General features: G+C 62.0%; 23 protein-coding genes. 13 read left to right on the top strand and 10 right to left on the bottom strand.

Going from position 1 to position 20,652, the window contains the following annotated elements:
* Positions 1–144 precede the first annotated feature (144 nt).
* Both J5M57_RS13805 and J5M57_RS13800 read right to left on the bottom strand, forming a co-directional pair.
* Entirely contained in the window at positions 145–546 is a 402-nt protein-coding gene (locus tag J5M57_RS13805) for a hypothetical protein (RefSeq protein ID WP_207849225.1), read from the bottom strand.
* Positions 547–670: 124 nt separating this feature from the next.
* Positions 671–1,240: a chorismate mutase gene (locus tag J5M57_RS13800; protein ID WP_207849226.1), complete on the bottom strand. Its 570-nt coding sequence runs from the start codon at positions 1,238–1,240 to the stop codon at positions 671–673.
* Positions 1,241–1,366: 126 nt separating this feature from the next.
* Here J5M57_RS13800 and J5M57_RS13795 point away from each other — a divergent pair, with 126 nt between their 5' ends.
* Together J5M57_RS13795 and J5M57_RS13790 are read left to right on the top strand one after the other, a co-directional pair.
* Positions 1,367–2,725 carry an MATE family efflux transporter gene (locus tag J5M57_RS13795; protein WP_083366267.1) on the top strand — a complete coding sequence of 453 codons (1,359 nt, stop codon included), beginning with the start codon at positions 1,367–1,369 and terminating at the stop codon, positions 2,723–2,725.
* A gap of 84 nt (positions 2,726–2,809) precedes the next feature.
* The gene (locus J5M57_RS13790) at positions 2,810–3,367 is read left to right on the top strand and encodes a YceI family protein (protein WP_169840574.1); all 558 of its coding nucleotides are present in this window, start codon (positions 2,810–2,812) and stop codon (positions 3,365–3,367) included.
* A 15-nt stretch (positions 3,368–3,382) separates the two neighbouring features.
* Here J5M57_RS13790 and J5M57_RS13785 read toward each other — a convergent pair whose 3' ends face one another.
* Together J5M57_RS13785 and J5M57_RS13780 are read right to left on the bottom strand one after the other, a co-directional pair.
* Positions 3,383–3,595 carry a YXWGXW repeat-containing protein gene (locus J5M57_RS13785; protein WP_047601629.1) on the bottom strand — a complete coding sequence of 71 codons (213 nt, stop codon included), beginning with the start codon at positions 3,593–3,595 and terminating at the stop codon, positions 3,383–3,385.
* A 41-nt stretch (positions 3,596–3,636) separates the two neighbouring features.
* Entirely contained in the window at positions 3,637–3,960 is a 324-nt protein-coding gene (locus J5M57_RS13780; RefSeq protein ID WP_207849227.1) for a YXWGXW repeat-containing protein, read from the bottom strand.
* Between the two features lie 255 nt (positions 3,961–4,215).
* Here J5M57_RS13780 and J5M57_RS13775 point away from each other — a divergent pair, with 255 nt between their 5' ends.
* On the top strand, positions 4,216–4,902 hold the full coding sequence (locus J5M57_RS13775; RefSeq protein WP_207849228.1) for a GNAT family N-acetyltransferase: 687 nt from the start codon (positions 4,216–4,218) through the stop codon (positions 4,900–4,902).
* A 370-nt stretch (positions 4,903–5,272) separates the two neighbouring features.
* On the opposite strand, the gene J5M57_RS13770 is transcribed toward J5M57_RS13775, so the two are convergent.
* A complete protein-coding gene (locus J5M57_RS13770) occupies positions 5,273–6,391 on the bottom strand; it encodes a P1 family peptidase (protein WP_064587049.1) in 1,119 nt (372 codons plus the stop codon).
* 147 nt (positions 6,392–6,538) lie between these two features.
* Positions 6,539–7,642: a polyamine ABC transporter substrate-binding protein gene (locus tag J5M57_RS13765; RefSeq protein WP_207849229.1), complete on the bottom strand. Its 1,104-nt coding sequence runs from the start codon at positions 7,640–7,642 to the stop codon at positions 6,539–6,541.
* Positions 7,643–7,753: 111 nt separating this feature from the next.
* On the opposite strand from J5M57_RS13765, the gene J5M57_RS13760 reads away from it, so the two are divergent.
* Positions 7,754–8,533, top strand: coding sequence for a LuxR C-terminal-related transcriptional regulator (locus J5M57_RS13760; protein WP_169840569.1), 780 nt, complete (start codon positions 7,754–7,756; stop codon positions 8,531–8,533).
* Positions 8,534–8,656: 123 nt separating this feature from the next.
* Here J5M57_RS13760 and J5M57_RS13755 read toward each other — a convergent pair whose 3' ends face one another.
* Positions 8,657–9,598 (bottom strand): class I SAM-dependent methyltransferase, encoded by a 942-nt coding sequence (locus tag J5M57_RS13755; protein ID WP_064587052.1) that lies wholly within the window; start codon positions 9,596–9,598, stop codon positions 8,657–8,659.
* A gap of 199 nt (positions 9,599–9,797) precedes the next feature.
* Between J5M57_RS13755 and J5M57_RS13750 the strand changes: the two genes are divergently transcribed.
* Both J5M57_RS13750 and J5M57_RS13745 read left to right on the top strand, forming a co-directional pair.
* Entirely contained in the window at positions 9,798–10,211 is a 414-nt protein-coding gene (locus J5M57_RS13750; RefSeq protein WP_207849230.1) for a response regulator, read from the top strand.
* A 78-nt stretch (positions 10,212–10,289) separates the two neighbouring features.
* Positions 10,290–10,958, top strand: a complete 669-nt coding sequence (locus tag J5M57_RS13745) for an HAD-IA family hydrolase (protein WP_207849231.1) — start codon at positions 10,290–10,292, stop codon at positions 10,956–10,958.
* A 102-nt stretch (positions 10,959–11,060) separates the two neighbouring features.
* Here the strand turns inward: J5M57_RS13745 and J5M57_RS13740 are convergent, their stop codons facing one another.
* Positions 11,061–11,720 carry an isoprenylcysteine carboxylmethyltransferase family protein gene (locus J5M57_RS13740; RefSeq protein WP_207849232.1) on the bottom strand — a complete coding sequence of 220 codons (660 nt, stop codon included), beginning with the start codon at positions 11,718–11,720 and terminating at the stop codon, positions 11,061–11,063.
* Positions 11,721–11,909: 189 nt separating this feature from the next.
* On the opposite strand from J5M57_RS13740, the gene J5M57_RS13735 reads away from it, so the two are divergent.
* Both J5M57_RS13735 and J5M57_RS13730 read left to right on the top strand, forming a co-directional pair.
* Positions 11,910–12,707, top strand: coding sequence for an SDR family oxidoreductase (locus J5M57_RS13735; RefSeq protein WP_207849233.1), 798 nt, complete (start codon positions 11,910–11,912; stop codon positions 12,705–12,707).
* Positions 12,708–12,737: 30 nt separating this feature from the next.
* The gene (locus tag J5M57_RS13730; protein WP_207849234.1) at positions 12,738–13,148 is read left to right on the top strand and encodes an SRPBCC family protein; all 411 of its coding nucleotides are present in this window, start codon (positions 12,738–12,740) and stop codon (positions 13,146–13,148) included.
* A gap of 127 nt (positions 13,149–13,275) precedes the next feature.
* Here the strand turns inward: J5M57_RS13730 and J5M57_RS13725 are convergent, their stop codons facing one another.
* On the bottom strand, positions 13,276–14,670 hold the full coding sequence (locus tag J5M57_RS13725; RefSeq protein ID WP_064587057.1) for a HAMP domain-containing sensor histidine kinase: 1,395 nt from the start codon (positions 14,668–14,670) through the stop codon (positions 13,276–13,278).
* Positions 14,648–15,331, bottom strand: a complete 684-nt coding sequence (locus J5M57_RS13720) for a response regulator transcription factor (RefSeq protein WP_169840562.1) — start codon at positions 15,329–15,331, stop codon at positions 14,648–14,650. The genes J5M57_RS13725 and J5M57_RS13720 overlap by 23 nt, the downstream gene beginning before the upstream one ends.
* 306 nt (positions 15,332–15,637) lie before the next feature.
* Here J5M57_RS13720 and J5M57_RS13715 point away from each other — a divergent pair, with 306 nt between their 5' ends.
* The 5 genes from J5M57_RS13715 to hcnC all read left to right on the top strand — a co-directional run bounded on the left by J5M57_RS13715 (position 15,638) and on the right by hcnC (position 20,570).
* Positions 15,638–16,579, top strand: coding sequence for a hypothetical protein (locus J5M57_RS13715; protein ID WP_207849235.1), 942 nt, complete (start codon positions 15,638–15,640; stop codon positions 16,577–16,579).
* Positions 16,580–16,816: 237 nt separating this feature from the next.
* Positions 16,817–17,356, top strand: coding sequence for a hypothetical protein (locus J5M57_RS13710; RefSeq protein ID WP_207849236.1), 540 nt, complete (start codon positions 16,817–16,819; stop codon positions 17,354–17,356).
* A gap of 241 nt (positions 17,357–17,597) precedes the next feature.
* Positions 17,598–17,912: a (2Fe-2S)-binding protein gene (hcnA, locus tag J5M57_RS13705; protein WP_207849237.1), complete on the top strand. Its 315-nt coding sequence runs from the start codon at positions 17,598–17,600 to the stop codon at positions 17,910–17,912.
* Positions 17,909–19,318, top strand: a complete 1,410-nt coding sequence (gene hcnB, locus J5M57_RS13700; protein ID WP_169840559.1) for a cyanide-forming glycine dehydrogenase subunit HcnB — start codon at positions 17,909–17,911, stop codon at positions 19,316–19,318. The genes hcnA and hcnB overlap by 4 nt, the downstream gene beginning before the upstream one ends.
* Positions 19,311–20,570, top strand: a complete 1,260-nt coding sequence (gene hcnC / locus J5M57_RS13695) for an FAD-dependent oxidoreductase (protein ID WP_207849238.1) — start codon at positions 19,311–19,313, stop codon at positions 20,568–20,570. The genes hcnB and hcnC overlap by 8 nt, the downstream gene beginning before the upstream one ends.
* Positions 20,571–20,652: the final 82 nt, after the last annotated feature.

The raw sequence follows: 20,652 nt of genomic DNA, 5'->3' as shown, positions 1-20,652 counted from the left end.
GTCGGACCTTTCATCCGAGGTGGCTACCGCACCGGCATTTCTGACGGCCCGTGTTGAAATGAACCACGACTGCAAAAAGAATCGAGATGAAAAAAAGCCCGGCTGATCAGGCCGGGCTTGTGTTGTTTCGGTAGAACCTTTGGTTCAGGCGTTGCGACTTTCGATCAGACGATCCGAACCACCTTCAGCAACGCGACGTTCCAGCAGGCGATCCGATCCACCTTCGGCAACGCGACGTTCTTGCAAACGATCCGAGCCACCCTCGGCAACGCGACGTTCCAGCAGGCGATCCGAACCACCTTCAGCAACGCGACGTTCCAGCAGACGATCCGAGCCACCCTCGGCAACGCGACGTTCCAGCAGGCGGTCCGAACCACCTTCGGCAACGCGACGCTCCAGCAAACGATCCGAGCCGCCTTCAGCCAGACGGCTTTCAATCAACTTGTCCGAGCCGCCTTCAGCGACCAGGGTGTGAGCGGGGGTTGCTGCAAAAGCGTTAACTGCGAGAACCGAGAAAGCGATGCCGAGGATGGTTTGGCGTTTCATGATCGTGTGCTCCGGGGTGTAGTGGGTTTGTCTGGAGCCGATGTTACGCCGCGGAGTTTTTATGAGAACTTCATTGGCGTGATGGTGACTATCGACGCCAGCAATGTGTGCCAGAACCCCCGGTTCAGAGGCCCGCCGCCCGAATGCACAACTCGCCGGAGGCACGGGTAAGCGCCAGATCGTGCAGGGCGTCATGGGTCAGCCCCTGACGCGCCTTGGCCAGCCAGACCGAGCATGCGGGGTCGCGACGATAGGGCAGGAAGTCGGCGTACTGCTGCAGCAGGCGGCTTTGCAGCTCGTCCAGTTGCGGGCGAATCTGTTTCGCCAGGTCCGGTCGCGGCGTATCCGGTGCGCGACCTGCCGCCTGCCATTGCGCCAGCAGTCCGTACTGCACCAGTTTATTGGCTTCCATTTGCGCGGCGATCAGCTGCGCCACATCCTCGGGATCAAGCTTGCGTTCACTGGCCAGCGTCCGGGCATTGGCGATGACCTGGGCTTCGCGCGGGCTGTCCTGAATCGGCTTGCCGCTGTCCCATTTGGTCAGGGCCACGAGGTCACCGATGTTCAGGCGTTCGTTCAGGGTGGTCAGCAAGGGGCGCAGCGATTTGGCGGGCGCAGGGGCTTCGGCGGCGTACGCCAGGTGGCTGAAAACAACCAGCAGTGAACAGGTCAGGGCATTTCGCAAAGGGATCATCGGTTGGCGTGTTCCATGGATAAGAGTGCCGCCATTTAAGCCGTGAGCGCACACGATGTCGACCGCCTTTAACCTGCCCATCTAGCGTAATATCCCTCGCATCTCCCACCCCGAGACGGATCCTCAATGCAAACCCCCAGCGCCACCAAACCCCTCTGGCAAACCTATCTGCTGTTCCTCGCGCCGATGGTGCTGTCCAACTTCCTGCAATCGATGTCGGGTACGGTCAACAGCATCTACATCGGGCAGATGCTCGGCACGCAGGCGCTGGCGGCGGTGTCGGGGATGTTTCCGATCATCTTTTTCTTTATTGCGCTGGTGATCGGGCTGGGGGCGGGCGCGGGGGTGTTGATCGGGCAGGCGTGGGGTGCGCGCGAGGCGCACATGGTCAAGGCAATTGCCGGGGCGACCTTGTTGCTGGGCGTGGTGATCGGTTTACTGGCGGCGGTGCTCGGCAGCGTGTTTGCGCGACAGGCATTGCAGGGGTTGGGGACGCCAGCGGATGTGCTGGACGATGCGGTGGCGTATGCGCACGTGATGATGTGGATCCTGCCATCGATGCTGGTGTTTGTGCTGTTCACGCAGTTACTGCGCGGGGTGAGTGACACGCTGTCGCCGTTGCTGGCATTGATGGTGTCGACGTGCGTCGGGCTGGCGCTGACGCCGGCGTTGATTCGCGGCTGGTTCGGCTTGCCGCAGCTGGGAATTCAGAGCGCGGCGTTCGCCGGGCTGGCCGGCAACCTGTCGGCGATGGCGTGGCTGGCCTGGCGGCTGATTCGCAAGCATCATCCGCTGGCACCGGACCGCGAGTTCTTCGCCGCACTGCGCCTGGACACGGCGATTCTCGGCAAGGTGCTGCGCATCGGCCTGCCGACCGGGGTGCAGATGATTGTGTTGTCGCTGTCGGAGCTGGTGATTCTGGCGCTGGTCAACCAGCACGGCTCGCAGGCCACGGCGGCCTACGGCGCAGTCACGCAGATCGTCAACTACGTGCAGTTTCCGGCGCTGTCGATTGCAATCACCGCGTCGATCCTCGGCGCCCAGGCCATCGGTGCCGGGCAACTGCAGCGCATGGCGCCGATCCTGCGCACCGGGCTGTTGATCAACGTCTGCCTCACTGGCGGTTTGATTGTGCTCGGGTACCTGTTGTCGCACTGGCTGCTGGGGTTGTTCCTGACCGAAGATTCGACCCGGGCAATGGCCGAACACTTGCTGCACATCATGCTCTGGAGCCTGCTGGTGTTCGGCTTCCAGGCAATCATTGGCGGCATCATGCGCGCCAGCGGTACGGTGCTGGTACCAGTGGTGATCGCGATTGTCTGCGTGGTCGGCGTGCAGTTGCCGGCGGCTTACTGGCTGGACGGGCAATACGGCTTGCAGGGCGTGTGGATGGCGTTTCCGGTGGCGTATCTGGGCATGCTGGTGTTGCAGACCCTGTATTACAAACTGGTCTGGCAGCATCAGAAGATCGAGCGGCTGGTCTGATCGAACAGTGTGATTGGCGGCCTGCCTGATTGTTTGCTTAAGTCAATCCTCACCCCCGAAGGTCTGCCTTGCGCGGAGCATCCCATGTCGATCCGATTGTTGCTGGCGTCTGCCTGTTGTCTGATCGTGATGCCTGGGGCGCAGGCGGTCGAGTACACCCGCGTCAATACCGCGGCCAGCCAGATCAGCTTTACGTACAACCAGATGGGCTCGCGCGTGTACGGCACTTTTGGCAAGTTCGAGGCGACGCTGGACTTCGACACCCGTAACCCCGCCAATGCCCGCACCACCTTGCGCATCGATCTCAACAGCATCGATGCCGGCAGCGAAGACGCCAACACCGAACTGGTGAAGCCGGCGTGGTTCGACACTCAAAGATTTCCCGTTGCCGTATTCGAGTCGACCGGTTTTAGCCAGATCGAGCCAAACCGCTATCTGCTCACCGGCCGGCTCACCGTCAAAGGCACGACCCGGGACGTTCAGGTGCCAGTGCAACTGAAACCGAACAACGCCATCGGCATTTTCGACGGTGAGTTGGTGCTCAAGCGCGATGATTTTGCGCTCGGGGCAGGGGAGTGGGCCGACTCCGTGGTGTCCAACGAAATCGACATCAAGTTCAAGGTGGTGGCGCCACAGCAGTGACGCCACCGTTGGCAATCAATACGCGCGCCAGTGTCCCGGTGCCCAGCGCCACTCACGGCCATCCCAGCGGTAGTGGCCGGCGACCCAGTGGTAGCCGGGTGCAGGCATGACCGGCACGACTTCAACCGGTGGCGGTGGCCGATGCGGCCGGACCGGTTCGACAATGCAGCCTGACAGGGTGATCGCGACCAGAGAGGCGGCGAGCAGGGTTTTCAAGGTTCGCGACATGGTGGTGTTCCCGATAGATGAAGTGTGCAGGCGGATCGGACTCAACGCGCCCAGTGACCTTCGACCCAGTACCAGTTAGGCCCGCGCGGCTGCCAGTGGCCTGGTCGCCAGTGCGCGCCGTGCCTCACCGGTTGCCAGTGGCCGGGCATCCATACATAGCCGCGTCCTTCCCAGCGCCAGTGACCCTGATCCCAGACATAACCGGGACGCGGCCCAGGCATCACTTCCATGCGCATCGGCGGGGGGGCCTGCTGAATGTAAACCGGGGGTTGGGCGAACACCGGTGTACTGGCCAGCGCGGCCAGGGTCAACGGCACCAGCAACAAGGCTTGCCGGCATTTGAACAGAGAACGCAAAACGTTCATGAGAACTCCTCAAGGCCTGCGTAGAAACGTGAACGCAGCTGAAGAATTGGACGCCAAATCGGCGAAAGATCCGATCCCTGGCAGATGAAATTTTCTTCAGGACTGCTTCCGGCTTTCCTGCAGGAGCTGTCGCAGGCTGCGATCTTTTGATTTTTACAAGCAAGATCAAAAGATCGCAGCCTGCGGCAGCTCCTACGCAGAACAGGCCTCGGGACACGGTATGATGTCGCGGTTTTCCGCCGGAGTTCACCCGCCATGCCCCGCATCACCCACTACAAATCCCCATGCCCCGAAAGCGTCAACAGCCAGATTCTGCAACTGGTCGTCGATTACCTGACCGACATCAGCGCGGTCGGTCTCGGCCCGAGCAACCTGCTGTACAACGTCTATCAGTACGCGGTCGGCTATGAGGTGCACCTGTATCTGGAAGCGTTGAACGGCGAGAAGGGCACCGAGGTGGAATTGCTGGTGGCGACTGCCGAGGACGATCCGGAGCGGGTCACCGGTTTCCTTTTGTACCTGCCGGTGCAGGGCGACTGGGAAGCGTGCAGCGTCGCCTACATGGCGGTGCGCGAAGGCTATCGGCGCCAGGGCGTGGCGCGGTCGATGATTGGCGAGATGGTCAGCCGTTATCCGCACGCCGAGCTGACCTGCAGCGTCGGCAAGGTGCCGTACTTCGAGGCGCTGGGCTTCGAGGTGATTGGCGCTCGCGAAACTCAAGTGCTGATGAGCACCCGGCATTACCGCAGCAACGGCTTGCGCGGTTTCATCGACACCACGCCGATCTACCGTTCGCTGGAAGTGCAGCAGATCCACACCTACCTGCTGCAGAAAAACGGCAAGCGCGCGATGCTCGATGCCGAGAAACAGCGCGATCGGCATCTGGATCAGGCCACCCGCCACGTTGAAGAATTCGTCCGCCAACGCCTGACGCTGCACTGAGCCCGACGCAGAAAACAGACAAAAAAAGAGCCTCAAGGCTCTTTGATGGGGAGAAGTAGAGCCCTCGAGGCTCAAGCTGCGCATGAAACAGGGAACAGGCTTGATTTGAGATTCAGAACACCCGTCCCTACGCAGACGCTCAGGAGAGAAACGACTGCGTACCTTCATCATGGGAATGCGCAGGGGCCGACTCAAGTACCGCGTGTCGAAATCCTGATACCGCGCCGCACGGGGGGAGAAGTGGTCGTTGAGCACCGCTCTGGTCAGTTGCCCCCCCCTGTAGGCGCTGCGGCACGCTGCGATCTTTCGATTTTTCAAAGCAAGATCAAAAGATCGCAGCGTGCCGCAGCTCCTACAGGTTTTTGTGGTGTCAGCGCGCGCCGGGCCAACCGGCCTTGGCGAGGGCGGCGAGCAATGTTTCTTTATCCAGTCCCGGCACCGAGTGCCCGTTGCCGGCGGTGCTGTCGCTGGCGAGCAGGGCGTTGATGATCGCTTCTTCCACGGCTTCGGTGGCGGCGAGGAACAACTCGCTGATGTGGTCATTGTTGACCATGCGCAAGCCGTCGCAGGTGGACGCGCCTTTGCCTTCATACGCCGCCGGCGGTACGTGCTCGTTGCCGGTGGCGAAGGCGATGAAGATGTCGCCGCTGTGGTCTTCGTTGCCGCCGCCGCTGCGTGCCAGACCGAGGCTGGCCCGTTGTGCCAGACGAACGCATTGGTGCGGCAGCAGCGGTGCATCGGTGGCCAGGCAGACCACGATCGAGCCCATGCCCGGGTGCGGCAGGGCCGCGCGCAGGAACGGCGAATCCACCTGTTCCATGTAACGCCCCACCGGATAACCGTCGACCCGCAACTCGCTGCGAATGCCGTGGTTGGCCTGGACAATCGCGCCCACCGTCCAGCCGCCCTGCGCGCTGTTCAACCGGCGTGATGCGGTGCCAATCCCGCCCTTGAATTCATGGCAGATCATGCCGCTGCCACCGCCCACCGCGCCTTCTTCGACGGCGCCGTCATGCGCGTCATGCAGCGCCTCGGCGACGTGCTCCGGCTTGACGTGAAAACCGTTGATGTCGTTGAGCAGGCCGTCGAAGGTCTCCAGTACCACCGGCATGTTCCAGTAGAGACGCCCATCGTCCGGTTGCTGCTGGCGATCCAGGGCGATCAACGCATCGCGCACCACGCCGAGGCTGTGGGTGTTGGTGAAGGCGATGGGACTGGTCAGCAGCCCGGCTTCGCGAATCCACTCTAGGCCGGTGGCATCGCCATTGCCATTGAGCACATGCACCCCGGCGAAACACGGTTGCTGGTTGGTCGAGCCGCGACGAGGTTCAATCACGGTGACGCCGGTGCAGATGTCGCGTCCGGCCGGGCTGCGTCCACGCACATTACTGTGGCCGACGCGCACGCCGGGGACGTCGGTGATGGCGTTGAGCGGGCCGGGTTGCAACTGGCCGATGCGGATGTTGAGGTCACGGGCACGGGGCTTCATGTTTTGTCTCTCTGTAAAAATCTGAAGGACACACGGACCTTGTAGGAGTGAGCCTGCTCGCGATTGCGGTGAGCCAGTCAACAAACATGTTGAATTCAAAGACGCCATCGCGAGCAGGCTCACTCCTACAGGGGAGATGTTTTGGGGTTACTGGCCGTTCTTGACCTTGCTCCACACCCGCGTGCGCACCCGTTCGGTGGCTTTGGGCAGCGGTTCAAGGGTGTACAGGGTGGCCATCGCCGCTGCGGACGGGTACACCGCCGGGTTATCGCGAGTGGCCTCGGCGACCAGTGGCGTCGCGGCACGATTGCCGTTTGGATACGACAGGTGATCACTGACCGGCGCGATCACTTCCGGGCGCAGCAGGTAGTCGATGAATGCCAGGCCTTGGGCGCGGTTCGGCGCGTCCTTGAGCAGCACCAGCGTGTCGAACCACACCGGCGCGCCCTCCTTGGGCAGGCTGTAGGCGATCTTCACGCCGTTGTTGGCTTGCTCGGCGTTGGTCTTGGCCTCGAGCATCGCGCCGGACCAGCCTACCGCCACGCAGATGTTGCCGTTGGACAGGTCACTGATGAATTTCGACGAGTTGAAGTAGGCAATGTGCGGGCGCAGCTTGAGCAGCAGCGCTTCGGCTTTCTGGTAGTCCTCGGGGTGGGTGCTGTTGGGCGGCAGTCCGAGGTAGTGCAGGGCCACCGGGAGCATTTCCGACGGCGAATCAAGCATCGCCACCCCACACTGACCGAGCTTGGCGAGGTTCTCTTCCTTGAACACCAGGTCCCACGAATCCACCGGCGCCTTGTCGCCCAGCGCGGCGCGCACCTTGTCGACGTTGTAGCCGATGCCGTTGGTGCCCCACAGGTAAGGCACGGCGTATTGATTGCCGGGGTCGTTGTTGGCCAGTTTGCTCAGCAGATCGCTGTCCAGATTCTTCCAGCCCGGCAGTTGATCGCGCGGCAGCGGGGCGAGGGCGCCGGCCTTGATCAGCGTCGGCAGGCTGAAGTTGCTCGCCACCACCACGTCGTAACCGCTGCGGCTGGTCATCAGTTTGCCTTCGAGCACTTCGGCGCTGTCGAAGGTGTCGTAAACCGGTTGAATACCACTGTCGCGCTTGAAGTCAGCCAGGGTGTTGGGGCCGATGTAGTCGTACCAGTTGTAGACATGCACGCTCGGTGCGTCGGCGGCATTGGCGGCGCAGGCAACGCCGATGCAGGCGAGCAGACCCAAGTTGATATAGCCACGGTGACAACGCATGATGCGGCACTCCTGGCCTGCGGCAGGCCGGTGATGATCGGGAGTGCTCAGCCTATCGGGCCGGTCACCCCCGACCCATTCCCATCATGGGTTACTCAAAAGGGGTAGTGCGTGGACGCGTTGTTGCAGGAGTTGCCGGTGCATCAAAGTCTGGCGCGGGTCTTTGCCACGGTCGGGCAGGACGGATTCTGGCGGGCGCTGGTGGACACGTTGCGGCTGCTGGTGCCGCTGGACAACGCGCTGGTGGCGCTGATGCAGGCGGGACAGGCGCCGCGATTGCTGATCGATTTCGACAGCAAGGGCCGCGCCGACGAGCAGGAAGAACTGGCCAGCTACTGCGCCGGGATGTACCTGCTCGACCCGTTCTGGCAAACCGCCTCGACCGGTATTACCGACGGCCTGCACAGCCTGGCTTCGGTGGCGCCGGACCAGTTTCTGCACAGCGAGTATTACCAGAGCTACTTTCGCTCGGTGGTGGGCGAGGACGAGTTGCAGTTCATGATCAACGTCGAGGGCGGCGTGCTCGGCCTGTCACTGGGACGCTCGACGGCGTTCGATCTGGCGGAGCAGGGCCGCTTGCTGTGTGTGCGCGACTGGGTACTGGCCGCGATGCGCCGCCATGTGCAGTTGTTGCCGCCGCAAGGGCCGGGCGCCGAACCGGTAGTGGGGGATCTGGCGACGCTGCTCGACCGCTTCGATGCGCGCCTGACCACCCGTGAAGTCGACACTGCGCGGCTGATCCTGCAGGGCTTCTCCAGCAAAGCCATCGCCCAGCAGATGGGCATTTCGCCGGAGACGGTGAAGGTGCATCGGCGCAATCTCTATCACAAGCTCAATGTGAACGGGCATGGCGAGTTGTTTGCGCTGGTGTTGCGTCCGCCGACTGCCTGACCCACCACAAATCCCCCTGTGGGAGTGAGCCCGCTCGCGATAACGGTGTGTCAGTTGATGAAAATGTTGACTGATCCACTGCTATCGCGAGCAGGCTCACTCCTACAGGGGATTTGCGCTGCGTCAGTCGAAGCGTTTGAAGACCAAGGCTTTAAGGCCGCTCTGCGGATCAATATCCGGAAACTCCGGCGGATTCTCCAGCCGCTGTTCGAAGCGCAGACTCGGCGCTTCCCGGGTCACGCCATCAATCAGAAAGTCCGCGCCAAACGACGGATCATTCATGCACGCCAGCACCGTGCCTTGCGCCGTCAGCAGTTCCGGCAAGCGGCGCAGCACCCGCTGGTAATCCTTGGTCAGCAGAAAACTGCCTTTCTGAAACGAGGGCGGGTCGATGATCACCAGGTCGTACGGGCCGCTGTTGATCACCTTGCCCCAGGACTTGAACAGGTCGTGGCCGAGAAAACTCACCTTGCTCAGGTCATGCCCGTTCAGCCGGTGATTGTCGCGGCCCCGGCTCAGGGCCGCGCGGGACATGTCGAGGTTGACCACATGGCTGGCGCCACCCTCGATCGCCGCCACGGAAAAACCGCAGGTGTAGGCGAACAGATTCAGTACCCGTTTGCCCGCGGCCTGCTCGCGTACCCAGTTGCGCCCGTAACGCATGTCGAGAAACAGCCCGGCGTTCTGCTTGCGGCCCAGATCGACGCGGTACTGCAAGCCGCCCTCGACGATGCTCATCTCGTCGATCTCATCCCCCAGTAGCCATTCGGCGGTGCTCTGCGGCAAATACCGATGTTGCAGCAACAAAGTGTGCGCGCCGGACTGTTGCCACTCGGCCGAGGTGCTGATGTCGAGCAGCAAGTGCTTGAGCGCTTCGAGCTGTTCCGGCGCCGGTTCCTTGAACAGCGCGACCAGCACCACGCCTTGCAGCCAGTCCACCGTCAGTTGCTCCAACCCCGGCCAGCAACGTCCGCGGCCATGAAACAGGCGACGGGTTTCGCTCGGTGCCGCAGCGAGTGCTGGCAGCAGATGGGCGCGGAGGGTGGCGAGGGCTTCAGGGTTCATCAGTCACGGTCGGCAAGCAAAAGGGCCGGCATTTTAACCACAAAAACCGCCTGGCGAATGCCCGTCAGCCAAGGCCAATGACGACTGTTAAGAAAAGACCTGTATCAAAAATGAATTTATGCAGGGCGCGCTGCTCATACCAGATAAGCAGCGGATTTGAGCCGCTAAGTCGTTAATGTAATTCAGGGAGTGCCAGTTCATGAGTCCAACACCGACGCCGAGCGCGCACCTTCCTGGCGGGTTGATTCTGGTGGTTGAGGACGATCCGTTGATTCTGGAGTTTCTCTGCGAAATTCTTCAGGAGGAAGGTTTCAAGGTCGAGCCGCGCACCAGCGCGGATGACGCCAAGCTGTATCTGGAAGAGCATGCGCCGGAAGTGGCCTTGCTGCTCACCGACATCACCATGCCCGGCGAAATCAACGGCGCCGGGTTGGCCAATCTGGTCGGCGAGCGCTGGCCGGACAAGCCGGTCATGGTCATGTCCGGTTATGAAACCCCGGAGACGTCGGGGGTCAAACACCCGGTAGCGTTCATCAAAAAACCGTGGGCCATTGGTCAGTTGATTGACTGCGTGGAAAGCGCGTTCAAGTCCAAGGCCTCGCGCCTGCACTGAGTCAACGGGTCGAATCGCCGGGCAAAAATGCTACATTGCCCGGCCAATTCGCCCAGTCTTGTCAAAGGATGCGACCTTTTGTCTGCTCACGATAACGTCTTCGACCGCGTGTTCGGCGCGTTCCTGTTCGACATGGACGGCACCGTCCTCAATTCCATCGCCGCCGCCGAGCGGGTCTGGGCCGCGTGGGCCGAACGCCATGGCGTGGACGTCGAAACGTTCCTGCCGACCATTCACGGCGCCCGCGCCATCGACACCATCCGGCGCCTGAATCTGCCGGGGGTGGACGCCGAGGCGCAAGCGGCGTTCATCGCGCAGGCGGAAATCGATGATGTGGACGGGATCGTGCCCATACCGGGGGCGGTGGCCTTTCTCGACAGCCTGCCTGCCGAGCGTTGGGCGATGGTGACATCGGCGCCCCGGGATCTGGCGTTGCGGCGTATGGCAGCGGCGGGGATTGCCGAACCTGCGCTGCTGATCACGGCCGAAGATGTGACGGCCGGCAAACCTGATCCGGCGGGCTATCGTCTCGCGGCGAAACGCCTTGGACTTGATCCCCGCGACTGCCTGATTTTCGAGGACGCCACCGTTGGCATCCAGGCCGCTGAAGCGGCGGGCGCCGCGCTGATGATCATCACCACAACGCACCCGCATCCCCTCGAAACCCGCCACGCGACCCTCGACAGTTATGAGTCGCTGAGCGTCGCCGTCGACAGCCAAGGCCAACTGCGCCTGAAAAAAACCTGACACAACACAGTCCCGGTAGGAGCTGCCGCAGGCTGCGATCTTTTGATCTTGCTTTTGAAAATCAAAATCAAAAGATCGCAGCCTTCGGCAGCTCCTACGCGGTCAATAGATGCCCGGCAACAACCGCCAGCTGCGCGCGCAATAAGCCTCATATTCCGCGCCAAATTGCCCGCGCAGCAGCGCCTCTTCCGAGTGGATACGGGCGATCAGCGGAATCAGCGTCAGCGCCGCGAGAACCAGCCCGACGCTGGATCGAAACGCCAGCGCCCAGCCCATGGCGTTGACCACCAGACCCAGATAGCTCGGATTGCGCAGCCGCGTGTAAATGCCGTCAGTGACCAGTCGATGCCCCGGCTGGATCGCCACCAACCCGCTGAACCGCCGGCCCAGGATAAACACCGGCCACAGCCGCAGCGCGCCACCGAGGATAAACAGCAGCGCGCCGAGCCAGCGCACGCCTTCACCGCCGAAGGTCCAGAACCCGATCCGGTCGCAAAAGGCGGGCAGAAAACCGCTGACCAGACCGATAACGCCGAACGCCGGAATCACCCAGCGATTGGCACGGTCCTCGCGTTCGCCGGAGCTCATGTTCACGTCGGTAAACAGTGACGCCACCACCATCAGCACGGTGGCCAGCGCAATCACCACCAGCGCCCCATGGGCAAAGAACAGCGCCGGCCCGCCAATACCCCACACCGCAAGCCCCAGGTAGGCGAGGGTGGCGAGCACCGCCACTACGATCATTTGCGCGGACATTTTCATGGTGATCTCTTAAAAGGCGACCGACCCTTTCAGTGTAGGACGCCGCTGAACCTGTGGGCGCGGGCTTGCTCGCGAAGGCGTCGGGGCTATCGGTCGTCGGTCGGCAACGTCCTCACCCGGCAAATATCGCGTCTACGCTGATCCATTCCTGCCCATTCTGCGTGCATTGCCAATCGAAGAGGTGAACCCATGAAAATCGACTTGAGTGGAAAACTGGCCATCGTCAGCGGCAGCACCGGTGGGATCGGGCTGGGCATCAGTCAGGCGCTGGCCGAAGCCGGCGCCACCGTGGTGGTGATCGGCCGTGAAACCGCCAAGGTCGAGCAAGCGCTGGCAAGCATTCGCCAGCACGTGCCGGGTGCGCAGTTGCGGGGGCTGACCGCCGATCTCGGCACCGCCGAAGGCGCCGAAAAACTGTTCGCCGCTGAACCACGGGCAGACATTCTGGTGAACAACCTCGGGATCTTCGACGCGGTGGATTTCTTCGACACCCCCGACAGCGAGTGGACGCGGTTCTACGAGGTCAACGTGATTTCCGGAGTGCGGTTATCACGGCATTACGTGTCGGCGATGGTCGAGCAGGGCTGGGGGCGGGTGATTTTTCTGTCTTCGGAATCCGGTATCGCGACGCCGGCCGACATGCTCAATTACGGGGTGACCAAAAGCGCCAACCTCGCGGTGTCCCATGGCCTGGCCAAACGTCTGGCTGGCACCGGTGTGACGGTCAATGCGATCCTGCCGGGGCCGACCTTCACCGGTGGCGTGGAACACATGCTCAAGGACGCCGCGGCCGAGTCCGGTCGCAACCTGCGCGATGAAGCCGACGCCTTTGTGCGCAGGGCTCGCCCGACGTCAATCATCCAGCGTGTAGCCGATGTCGCCGAGGTGGCGCATCTGGTCACGTACATCGCGTCGCCGTTTTCTTCGGCCACCACCGGCGCGGCCTTGCGTGTGGATGGCGGCGTCGTCGACAGTATGGCGATCTGAACCCCAAAGACTCTGGAGACCCGTTTATTTATGGCAACAGCATCAGCAACCATCGACATCCCGGCCTCGGCCGATCAGGTCTGGCAATTGATCGGCGGCTTCAACACGCTGCCGGACTGGCTGTCGTTCATTAGCAAAAGTGAACTGAGCGAAGGCGGGCGCGTGCGCACCCTGCAAACCGCCGATGGCGCGGTGGTGATCGAACGGCTGCAAACGTTCGACAACGCCGGCAAGACCTACAGCTATTCGATCGAACAGGCGCCGTTTCCGGCCACGGATTACCTGGCGACGATCAAGGTCGAAGCCCACGGGCAGGCCGCTCGGGTGACATGGTCGGGTCGCTTCAACGCCAAGGGCGTGAGCGATGAGGACGTGGTGGCGTTGTTCAGTGGCATCTATCAGGGTGGGCTTGAGGCGTTGCGGGCCAATTACCCGGCCTGAGTGAGCACCCCCATCATCCCTGTGGGAGCGAGCCTGCTCGCGAAGCGTTTGAACAATCAGCATCATCGCTGGCTGGCACACCGCATTCGCGAGCAGGCTCGCTCCCACAGGGGTAGAGGTGCAATTCTCAGGACTGCGAAATCAGACTCTGCCGACAATCCAGCACCAGTTTCGCACCCCCCAGTTCGCTGCTGCCCACCTCAAGATTGAAGCCATGCAGGCTGACAATCGCCGCGACAATCGACAGCCCCAGGCCAAAGCCGCTCTGCGGTTGCCCGCCCTCGGCCCGGTAGAAACGCTGGAACACGGCCTCACGCTCGGCCTCGGGAATGCCCGGCCCGGAATCGTGGACTTCGATCCGTGTATGCCCGCCATCATTCACACCGCGCAGGATCACTGTGCCGCCCGCCGGGGTGAACTTGATCGAGTTGCTCAGCAGATTCGCCAGCGCCTCGAACAGCAGCGCCCGGTCACCATTCAAGGGAGGCAGGGTTTCCGGCATGTTCAGCACGAACAGCAGTTCGCCTTCCTCGGCCAGCGGCAGGTAAAACTCGTGCAGTTCTTCGAGCAGCTGCACCGGATCAAGCTCGACAAACCCTGAGCGGCGCTGACGGTCTTCCAGCTCGGAAATTCGCAGCAACCCGCGAAACCGCGCCATCAGCGTATCGGCCTCGGCCAGCACCAGGTCCAGTTGCGCTGCTTCCTGCGAGCCTTCGCCGGCCTGCTGCTGCATGCGATACAACTGCGCGCGCAACCGTGTCAGCGGCGTACGCAAGTCATGGGCAATGTTGTCGCACACGCCTTTGACTTCATGCATCAGGCGTTCGATGCGATCGAGCATGGCGTTGACGATGGCGGCGAGCATGTCCAGCTCATCGCGGCGGTTGGACAGCGGCAAGCGGTGGGTGAGGTCGCCAGCGACGATCGCCTGGGCGCTGTCCTGAATCGCGCGGATCCGGCGCATCGGGCGGCGGCGCAGCAAATGCCAGCCGGCAATCCCCGGCAGAATCGTCAGCGATACCCCCCAGAACAACGCATGCAGAATGATCCGCGTCACCGCGAACAGCGAACCGTTGTCGCGCAGCAACACCAGCCAACGACCGTCGCGGGTCTGGGTCGCCACCGCGTCGCAACTGTCGGCGGGCAGGGTCGGGTCGTCGGAGTCGGCGCAGTCATCGAGCGTGTGGATCTTGCCGTCCAGCGGCAGGCCTTCGGGCAGTTGCTGCAGGGCGCCACCGAGGTACACGCCCTGGGCGTCGAACAGACCGTAGGCGTCGATGCCACGGATATCGAAAGTCATGCTGGCGGCGAGCGCTTCTTCCAGTTGCTCGCCGCGAAAGTGCGAAAACAGATGCTGACGTTGCATCAGCGAATGTTTGGCGAGGTTGTCGAGGTAGCTGGAGACCTCGAAATACATGACCCCCATGAGGATCGCGCTCCACGCCACGAACAGCGAACTGTACAGCGCCAGCAGACGGCTGCTGGAGGAACGCCAGCCGTCAGACGGGTTCGGCAATGACATAACCCGAGCCCCGTACCGTGCGAATCAGCGGGACATTGCCCGCCGCGTCGATCTTCTTGCGCAGACGACCGATGTGTACGTCGATCAGGTTGGTGCCGGGGTCGAAGTGATAACCCCAGACTTCTTCGAAAATCATCATCCGCGACAGGATCTGGCCGCTGTTGCGCATCAGGAATTCCAGCAGCTTGTATTCGGTCGGCAGCAGCGTCAGCACTTGTTCGGCGCGGCGTGCTTCGTGGCTGATCAAATCCAGTTCAAGGTCGGCGACTCGCAGCGTGGTGGCCTGGGTAGCGACGCTGTTTTGCCGGCGCAGCAGCACTTCCACGCGCGCAGCCATCTCGTCGGTGGCGAAGGGTTTGGTCAGGTAATCATCACCGCCGGCACGCAAACCGCGCACGCGCTCATCGACATCCGACAGGGCGCTGATCATCAGAATCGGCGTGGCCACGCCCATGGTGCGCAGAGTAGTGACGATGGCCAGGCCATCGAGCTCCGGCAGCATGCGGTCGAGGGTGATCAGGTCGTAGTTGCCGCTGACGGCGCGGTCCAGGCCTTCGCGGCCATTGTCGACCCAATCCACTTCCAGGCCGTGGCTGCTGAGTTCGGCGACGATTTCACGGGCAGTCACGGCGTCGTCTTCGATGGTCAAAATACGAGTCATAGAGCAAGCCTTGATCGGTTCAAACGGAATGGCAGCATTTTGCCAAGTATTTTCCGCCGCGCTTTAAATTAACTTTCATGTATAGCCTGTCACAAACGCAAATCCGGACGTCTGCGCGATTTGGCAGCAATGCAGAAAACCCGCCGAATTGCGTGGTTTGTTGCAAATTGCATGGTCTTAGGAAGTTCATTCTTTTTAAGCTATTGAAAAATAACGATTTATTTAAAGTTGGCGAATGGCACGGTCGCTGCAATTCCTCCGGTGACGAGTTGTAACACCATTTTTCATGCCTGGAGCACTACAACAATGAATAGATCCTCAGATGGGTTTTATCCTGCCTTCGAAGGAGAGTCGAGCAACGTGTCAGGCGTGTCCTGGGGCGCGATTTTCGCGGGCGCGGCGGCGGCAGCAGCACTGTCGATGATTTTGGTGCTGCTGGGCTTCGGGCTTGGTTTCTCTGCGGTCTCGCCATGGGCCGGGGAGGGTATCAGCGCCAAGGGCCTGGGGATTTCCACGATTGTCTGGCTGGCGGCGACGCAAATCATCGCTTCCGGCCTGGGTGGCTACATCGCCGGTCGCCTGCGGGTGAAATGGGCCAACATGCACGGTGATGAAGTGTATTTCCGTGATACCGCCCATGGTTTCCTCGCCTGGTGTGTGGCGACGCTGGTGACCGCGATCCTCGTGGTCGGCTCGGTCAGCAGTGTGATCAGTGGTGGTGTACAGGCCGGTGCCAGTGTCGCCGGTGGTGCCGCCAGCGCCATGACTCAGGCCGCCGGTAGCGCAGCCGCCAACACCGACAGCAACCAGTACGGTTATTTTATCGACAGCCTGTTCCGCGATGACCGTCCAGCGTCCGTTAGTGATGACGCCGCCCACGGCGCCGTGGCGCGGATCTTCGCCCAGAGCCTGGCCAACGGCCAACTCAGCCCTGAAGACCGTACCTACCTCGCTCAACTGGTCGCCCAGCGTACCAATCTGAGTCAGGCCGATGCCGAACGTCGTGTCGACGAAGTCTACGCTCGCACTCAGAAAGCCATCGCCGATGCCAAGGTAAAAGCCCAGCAGGCGGCTGATACCGCTGCGAAAGTCGCTGCATGGACTTCGCTGTGGATGTTCATCGCGCTGTTGGCCGGTGCGTTCTTCGCCAGCCTCGCCGCTACATTTGGCGGTCGTCGCCGGGATGCGGTCGAGTACGTTGAAGTCGAAACCTACGCCACTACCACCACGCTGCCTCCAGTTCGTTAAGCAAGGAGATTCACCATGCGCTCTCTACTTCTGTTCTTCCTCGGTGTGCCGATCCCGATCATCATCCTGATCGCCCTGTTCGTACACTGATCCGAATGCTCTATTGAGGCCCATGCCTCGGCCGCTTCCACTTCACGGTGGAAGCGGCTTTTTGCTTTCCGGGGTTCAACAAGGTGAGAATCGGCGGCTGGAGCGCAACGTTCCATCCCGGGATCTCTCTACTTAAGGAAAAGCACGTTGGACAAGAAGGAAATCAAACGTCAGGCAATGCAGATGCTGGCGGCAGGGCGCTCGAAAACCGAGACCTTCAAGGCGTTGTCCGGTGGTGCGGTCAAGGACAAGGTCCTGGCCTACTGGATTGGCTCGCGCCCGGATCCGCAATTGCTGGACCGGCATGCCGGCAAGATCAAGATATTGTTTGGACTGATCTACGTTCAGGCGTTGATCGGGCTGGTGGGCGGTTATTTACTGGGGCTGACGATCAGCGACGGTTTCGCGATCATCCTCGGATTGCTGGCCGGTGGCGTGCCGTTGTTGTTCGCTTGGGGTTTCCATCGCCACTTGGCGCAGACCTACACCGTGTACATGCTGCTGTCGATCAGCCAGATGCCGCGGCTGTTCAAGGATTACGCCGCGGACCCGGTGTCGGTGATCATCGGTGTGGTGACGACGTTGGCCATGGTGTTTTTCGTGGGTTGGGTGAAACACCTGTTGTTTCCCGACCTCGGTTTCATGGGGTCGAACAAGGTCAAGGGGCAGTTCGTCTTCTCCAACTGAGATCGTTGAACAATCCGACCGCTTTCACTGGCCTGGATCAATATTTCGTCGGGCAACTTCGCCTAACGTAAATGATCCAGGCCTTTGCTGAGGTATGAACTACAGTGCTTCACGCGCATCTTGTTGCGCTGACGAAGTACCCGCGCCGACGCACCGATCAAAGCAATAAAAGCGTCGACACGGTGTAGTGCAGCAAGGAGCTGACACCACCTCAACCGAACCTTCACGGATGAACATTGCAATGCACTGCCTAGAAAGAACCTTCGATATCCAGCCCCTGACCCAGGCGGATATGACCGTCCACATCAACGGCCAGCCGGTCACCGCTGCCATCGGCGAAACCGTGCTCAGCGTTATCCAGTCCCTCGGCGTACGCCAGGTCGCGCGCAATGATCATGACCAGATCAGCGGTGCCTACTGCGGCATGGGCGTGTGCCAGTGCTGCCTGGTGAAAATCGACGGCCGCCACAAGCGCCGCGCCTGCCAGACTGTAGTGCGCGACGGCATGCAGATTGAAACCCGGGTCAACCGCATCGTCGGGCAGGAGGTGGTATGAGCCAGCAACCGGTGATCGTCGGCGGCGGGCCGGCGGGGATGGCGGCGGCCATCGAACTGGCGCGACATGGCGTGCGCTGCACCTTGCTCGAAGAGGCTTCACGCCTCGGCGGCGTGGTCTATCGCGGGCCGCTGCGTGACGGCGTGCAACTGGATTACCTGGGGCCGCGCTATTGCGAAGCCCTGAGTACACTGCACGGTGATTTTCAGGAGCAATCGGGGCTGATCGACGTGCGCCTCAACCACCGCGTGGTCGGCGCCGAAGGCACCCGCGCGCTGGTGGTGCTGGACGGCGACGAGCAACTGCACGAAATCCATTATCCGCAATTGCTGTTGGCCGCCGGTTGCCATGAACGCAGCGTGCCGTTCCCCGGCTGGACACTGCCGGGGGTGATGATGCTCGGCGGCCTGCAACTGCAAATCAAAAGTGGCGTGGTCAAGCCGCAGGGGCCGGTGATCATCGCCGGCACCGGGCCGTTGCTGCCGTTGGTGGCGACTCAGTTGCACGCTTCCGGGGTCAAGGTCGCGGGCGTGTATGAAGCCTGTGCTTTCGGCAAGATCGCCCGGGAAAGCCTGGCACTGCTGAACAAGCCGCAGCTGTTCCTCGACGGCCTGAGCATGCTCGCTTACCTGAAACTGCACGGTATCGCGATGAACTACGGCTGGGGCGTGGTTGAAGCCCACGGCGACGGCGAGCTGAAAAGCGTCACCGTGGCCCCGTACTCCGCCACCTGGGAGCCGGACCTGACCCGCATCGAACGCTTCGAAGCGCAGACCCTGGCCGTCGGCTACGGCTTTATTCCGCGGACCCAACTCAGCCAGCAAATGGGCCTGGATCACGGCTTCAGTGACGACGGTTACCTGCGCGCCAATTCGAACATCTGGCAGCAAAGCAACGAGCCGCACGTGCACCTGGCCGGCGACATGGGCGGGATTCGCGGCGGTGAAGCGGCGATGCTCGCCGGCAAGATCGCCGCGACCTCGATCCTGCTGCAACGCGGGATTATCGAGGAAGATCTGGCGCGGGTGCGTCGCGACCGCTTCTTGAGCAAACTGAAAACCATCGTGCGCTTCCGTGCCGCGGTGGACCGCTACACCGAGCGCGGAGTCGGCCAGACCGCTTTGCCGGCGGCTGACACAGTGATCTGCCGCTGCGAGCACGCGACCCGCGCCGACATCGATCGGGCGCTGGAGCAGGGCGTGCAAGACATCGCCAGCCTGAAAATGCGCACCCGGGTGAGCATGGGCGATTGTCAGGGGCGGATGTGCGTCGGCTATTGCAGCGACCGTCTGCGCCAGGCCACCGGACGCAAGGACGTCGGTTGGCTGCGCCCGCGCTTCCCGATCGATCCGATTCCTTTTTCCGCGTTCCAGTCCGTCGGCACGGAGGCCACTTCCCATGAGTAAGTTCTATGACGTGATCATTGCCGGCGGCGGCGTGATCGGCGCATCCTGCGCCTATCAATTGTCCAAGCGCCAAGGTCTGAAAGTCGCGCTGATCGATGCCAAACGCCCGGGCAACGCCACCCGCGCTTCGGCCGGCGGCTTGTGGGCCATCGGCGAGTCGGTGGGGCTGGGCTGCGGGGTGATTTTCTTCCGCATGATGTCGGCCAACCGCAAGCGCGCAACCCAGGGCGCGGCGGTGGCGGTGGACGCTAGCACGCCGCACATCCTGCCGGAGTCGTTTTTCGATTTCGCCTTGCAGTCCAACGCGCTGTACCCGGCATTGCACCGTGAGCTGAAAACCAACCACGGCATGGATTTCAAGTTCGAAAAGACCGGGCTGAAGTTCGTCATTTATGACGACGAAGACCGGCTCTACGCCGAGCACATCGTCAGCTGCATTCCGCACCTGGCCGACCAGGTGCGCTGGCTCGATCAGGCGGCGCTGCGCGCAGCTGAGCCGAGCGTCAGCCACGAGGCCCGGGGTGCCCTGGAGTTTCTCTGCGATCACCAGGTCAGCCCGTTCCGCCTCGCCGATGCCTACATGGAAGGCGCGCGGCAAAATGGCGTGGACATCTTCGTCAACACCAACGTCACCGGGGTGTTGCACCACGGCAGCCGCGTCACCGGCGTGCAGACGGCCGAGCAGGGCGTGTTCCACTGCAAGACCCTGATCAACGCCGCCGGTGCCTGGGCGGCAGACTTGAGCGAGTGGGCCACCGGTGTGCGCATTCCGGTGAAACCGGTCAAGGGCCAGATCCTGCTGACCGAACGCATGCCGAAAATCCTCAACGGCTGCCTGACCACCAGCGACTGCTACGTGGCGCAAAAGGACAACGGCGAGATCCTGATCGGCAGCACCACCGAAGACAAAGGCTTCGACGTCACCACCACCTACCCGGAAATCGCCGGGCTGGTGCAGGGCGCGGTGCGCTGTCTGCCGGAACTCAAGGACATCAACCTCAAACGCACCTGGGCCGGTCTGCGTCCGGGCTCGCCGGATGAGCTGCCGATTCTCGGGCCAATGCGTGGTGTGGAGGGTTACCTGAATGCCTGCGGCCACTTCCGCACCGGCATCCTGACCTCGGCGATCACCGGGGTGCTGCTGGACAAACTGGTCAACCAGGAAGCGCTGCCGCTGGACATCACACCGTTCCTGGCGGACCGGTTTGAGGTGACGCCGGTCAAGCAAGAGCGCGAATTAGAGCTGGCCTAAGCCCATCCCCAAACCTGTAGGAGGTTGGGTTATATCGATCAATTGAGCACAACGCTTAACCCTGTAGGAGTGAGCCTGCTCG

This window comes from Pseudomonas sp. 86_A, from assembly GCF_017491705.1.
GTDB lineage: Bacteria > Pseudomonadota > Gammaproteobacteria > Pseudomonadales > Pseudomonadaceae > Aquipseudomonas > Aquipseudomonas koreensis.
Note: the sequence above shows the minus strand (reverse complement) of the source record. Positions and strands in the feature narration are given on the sequence as shown.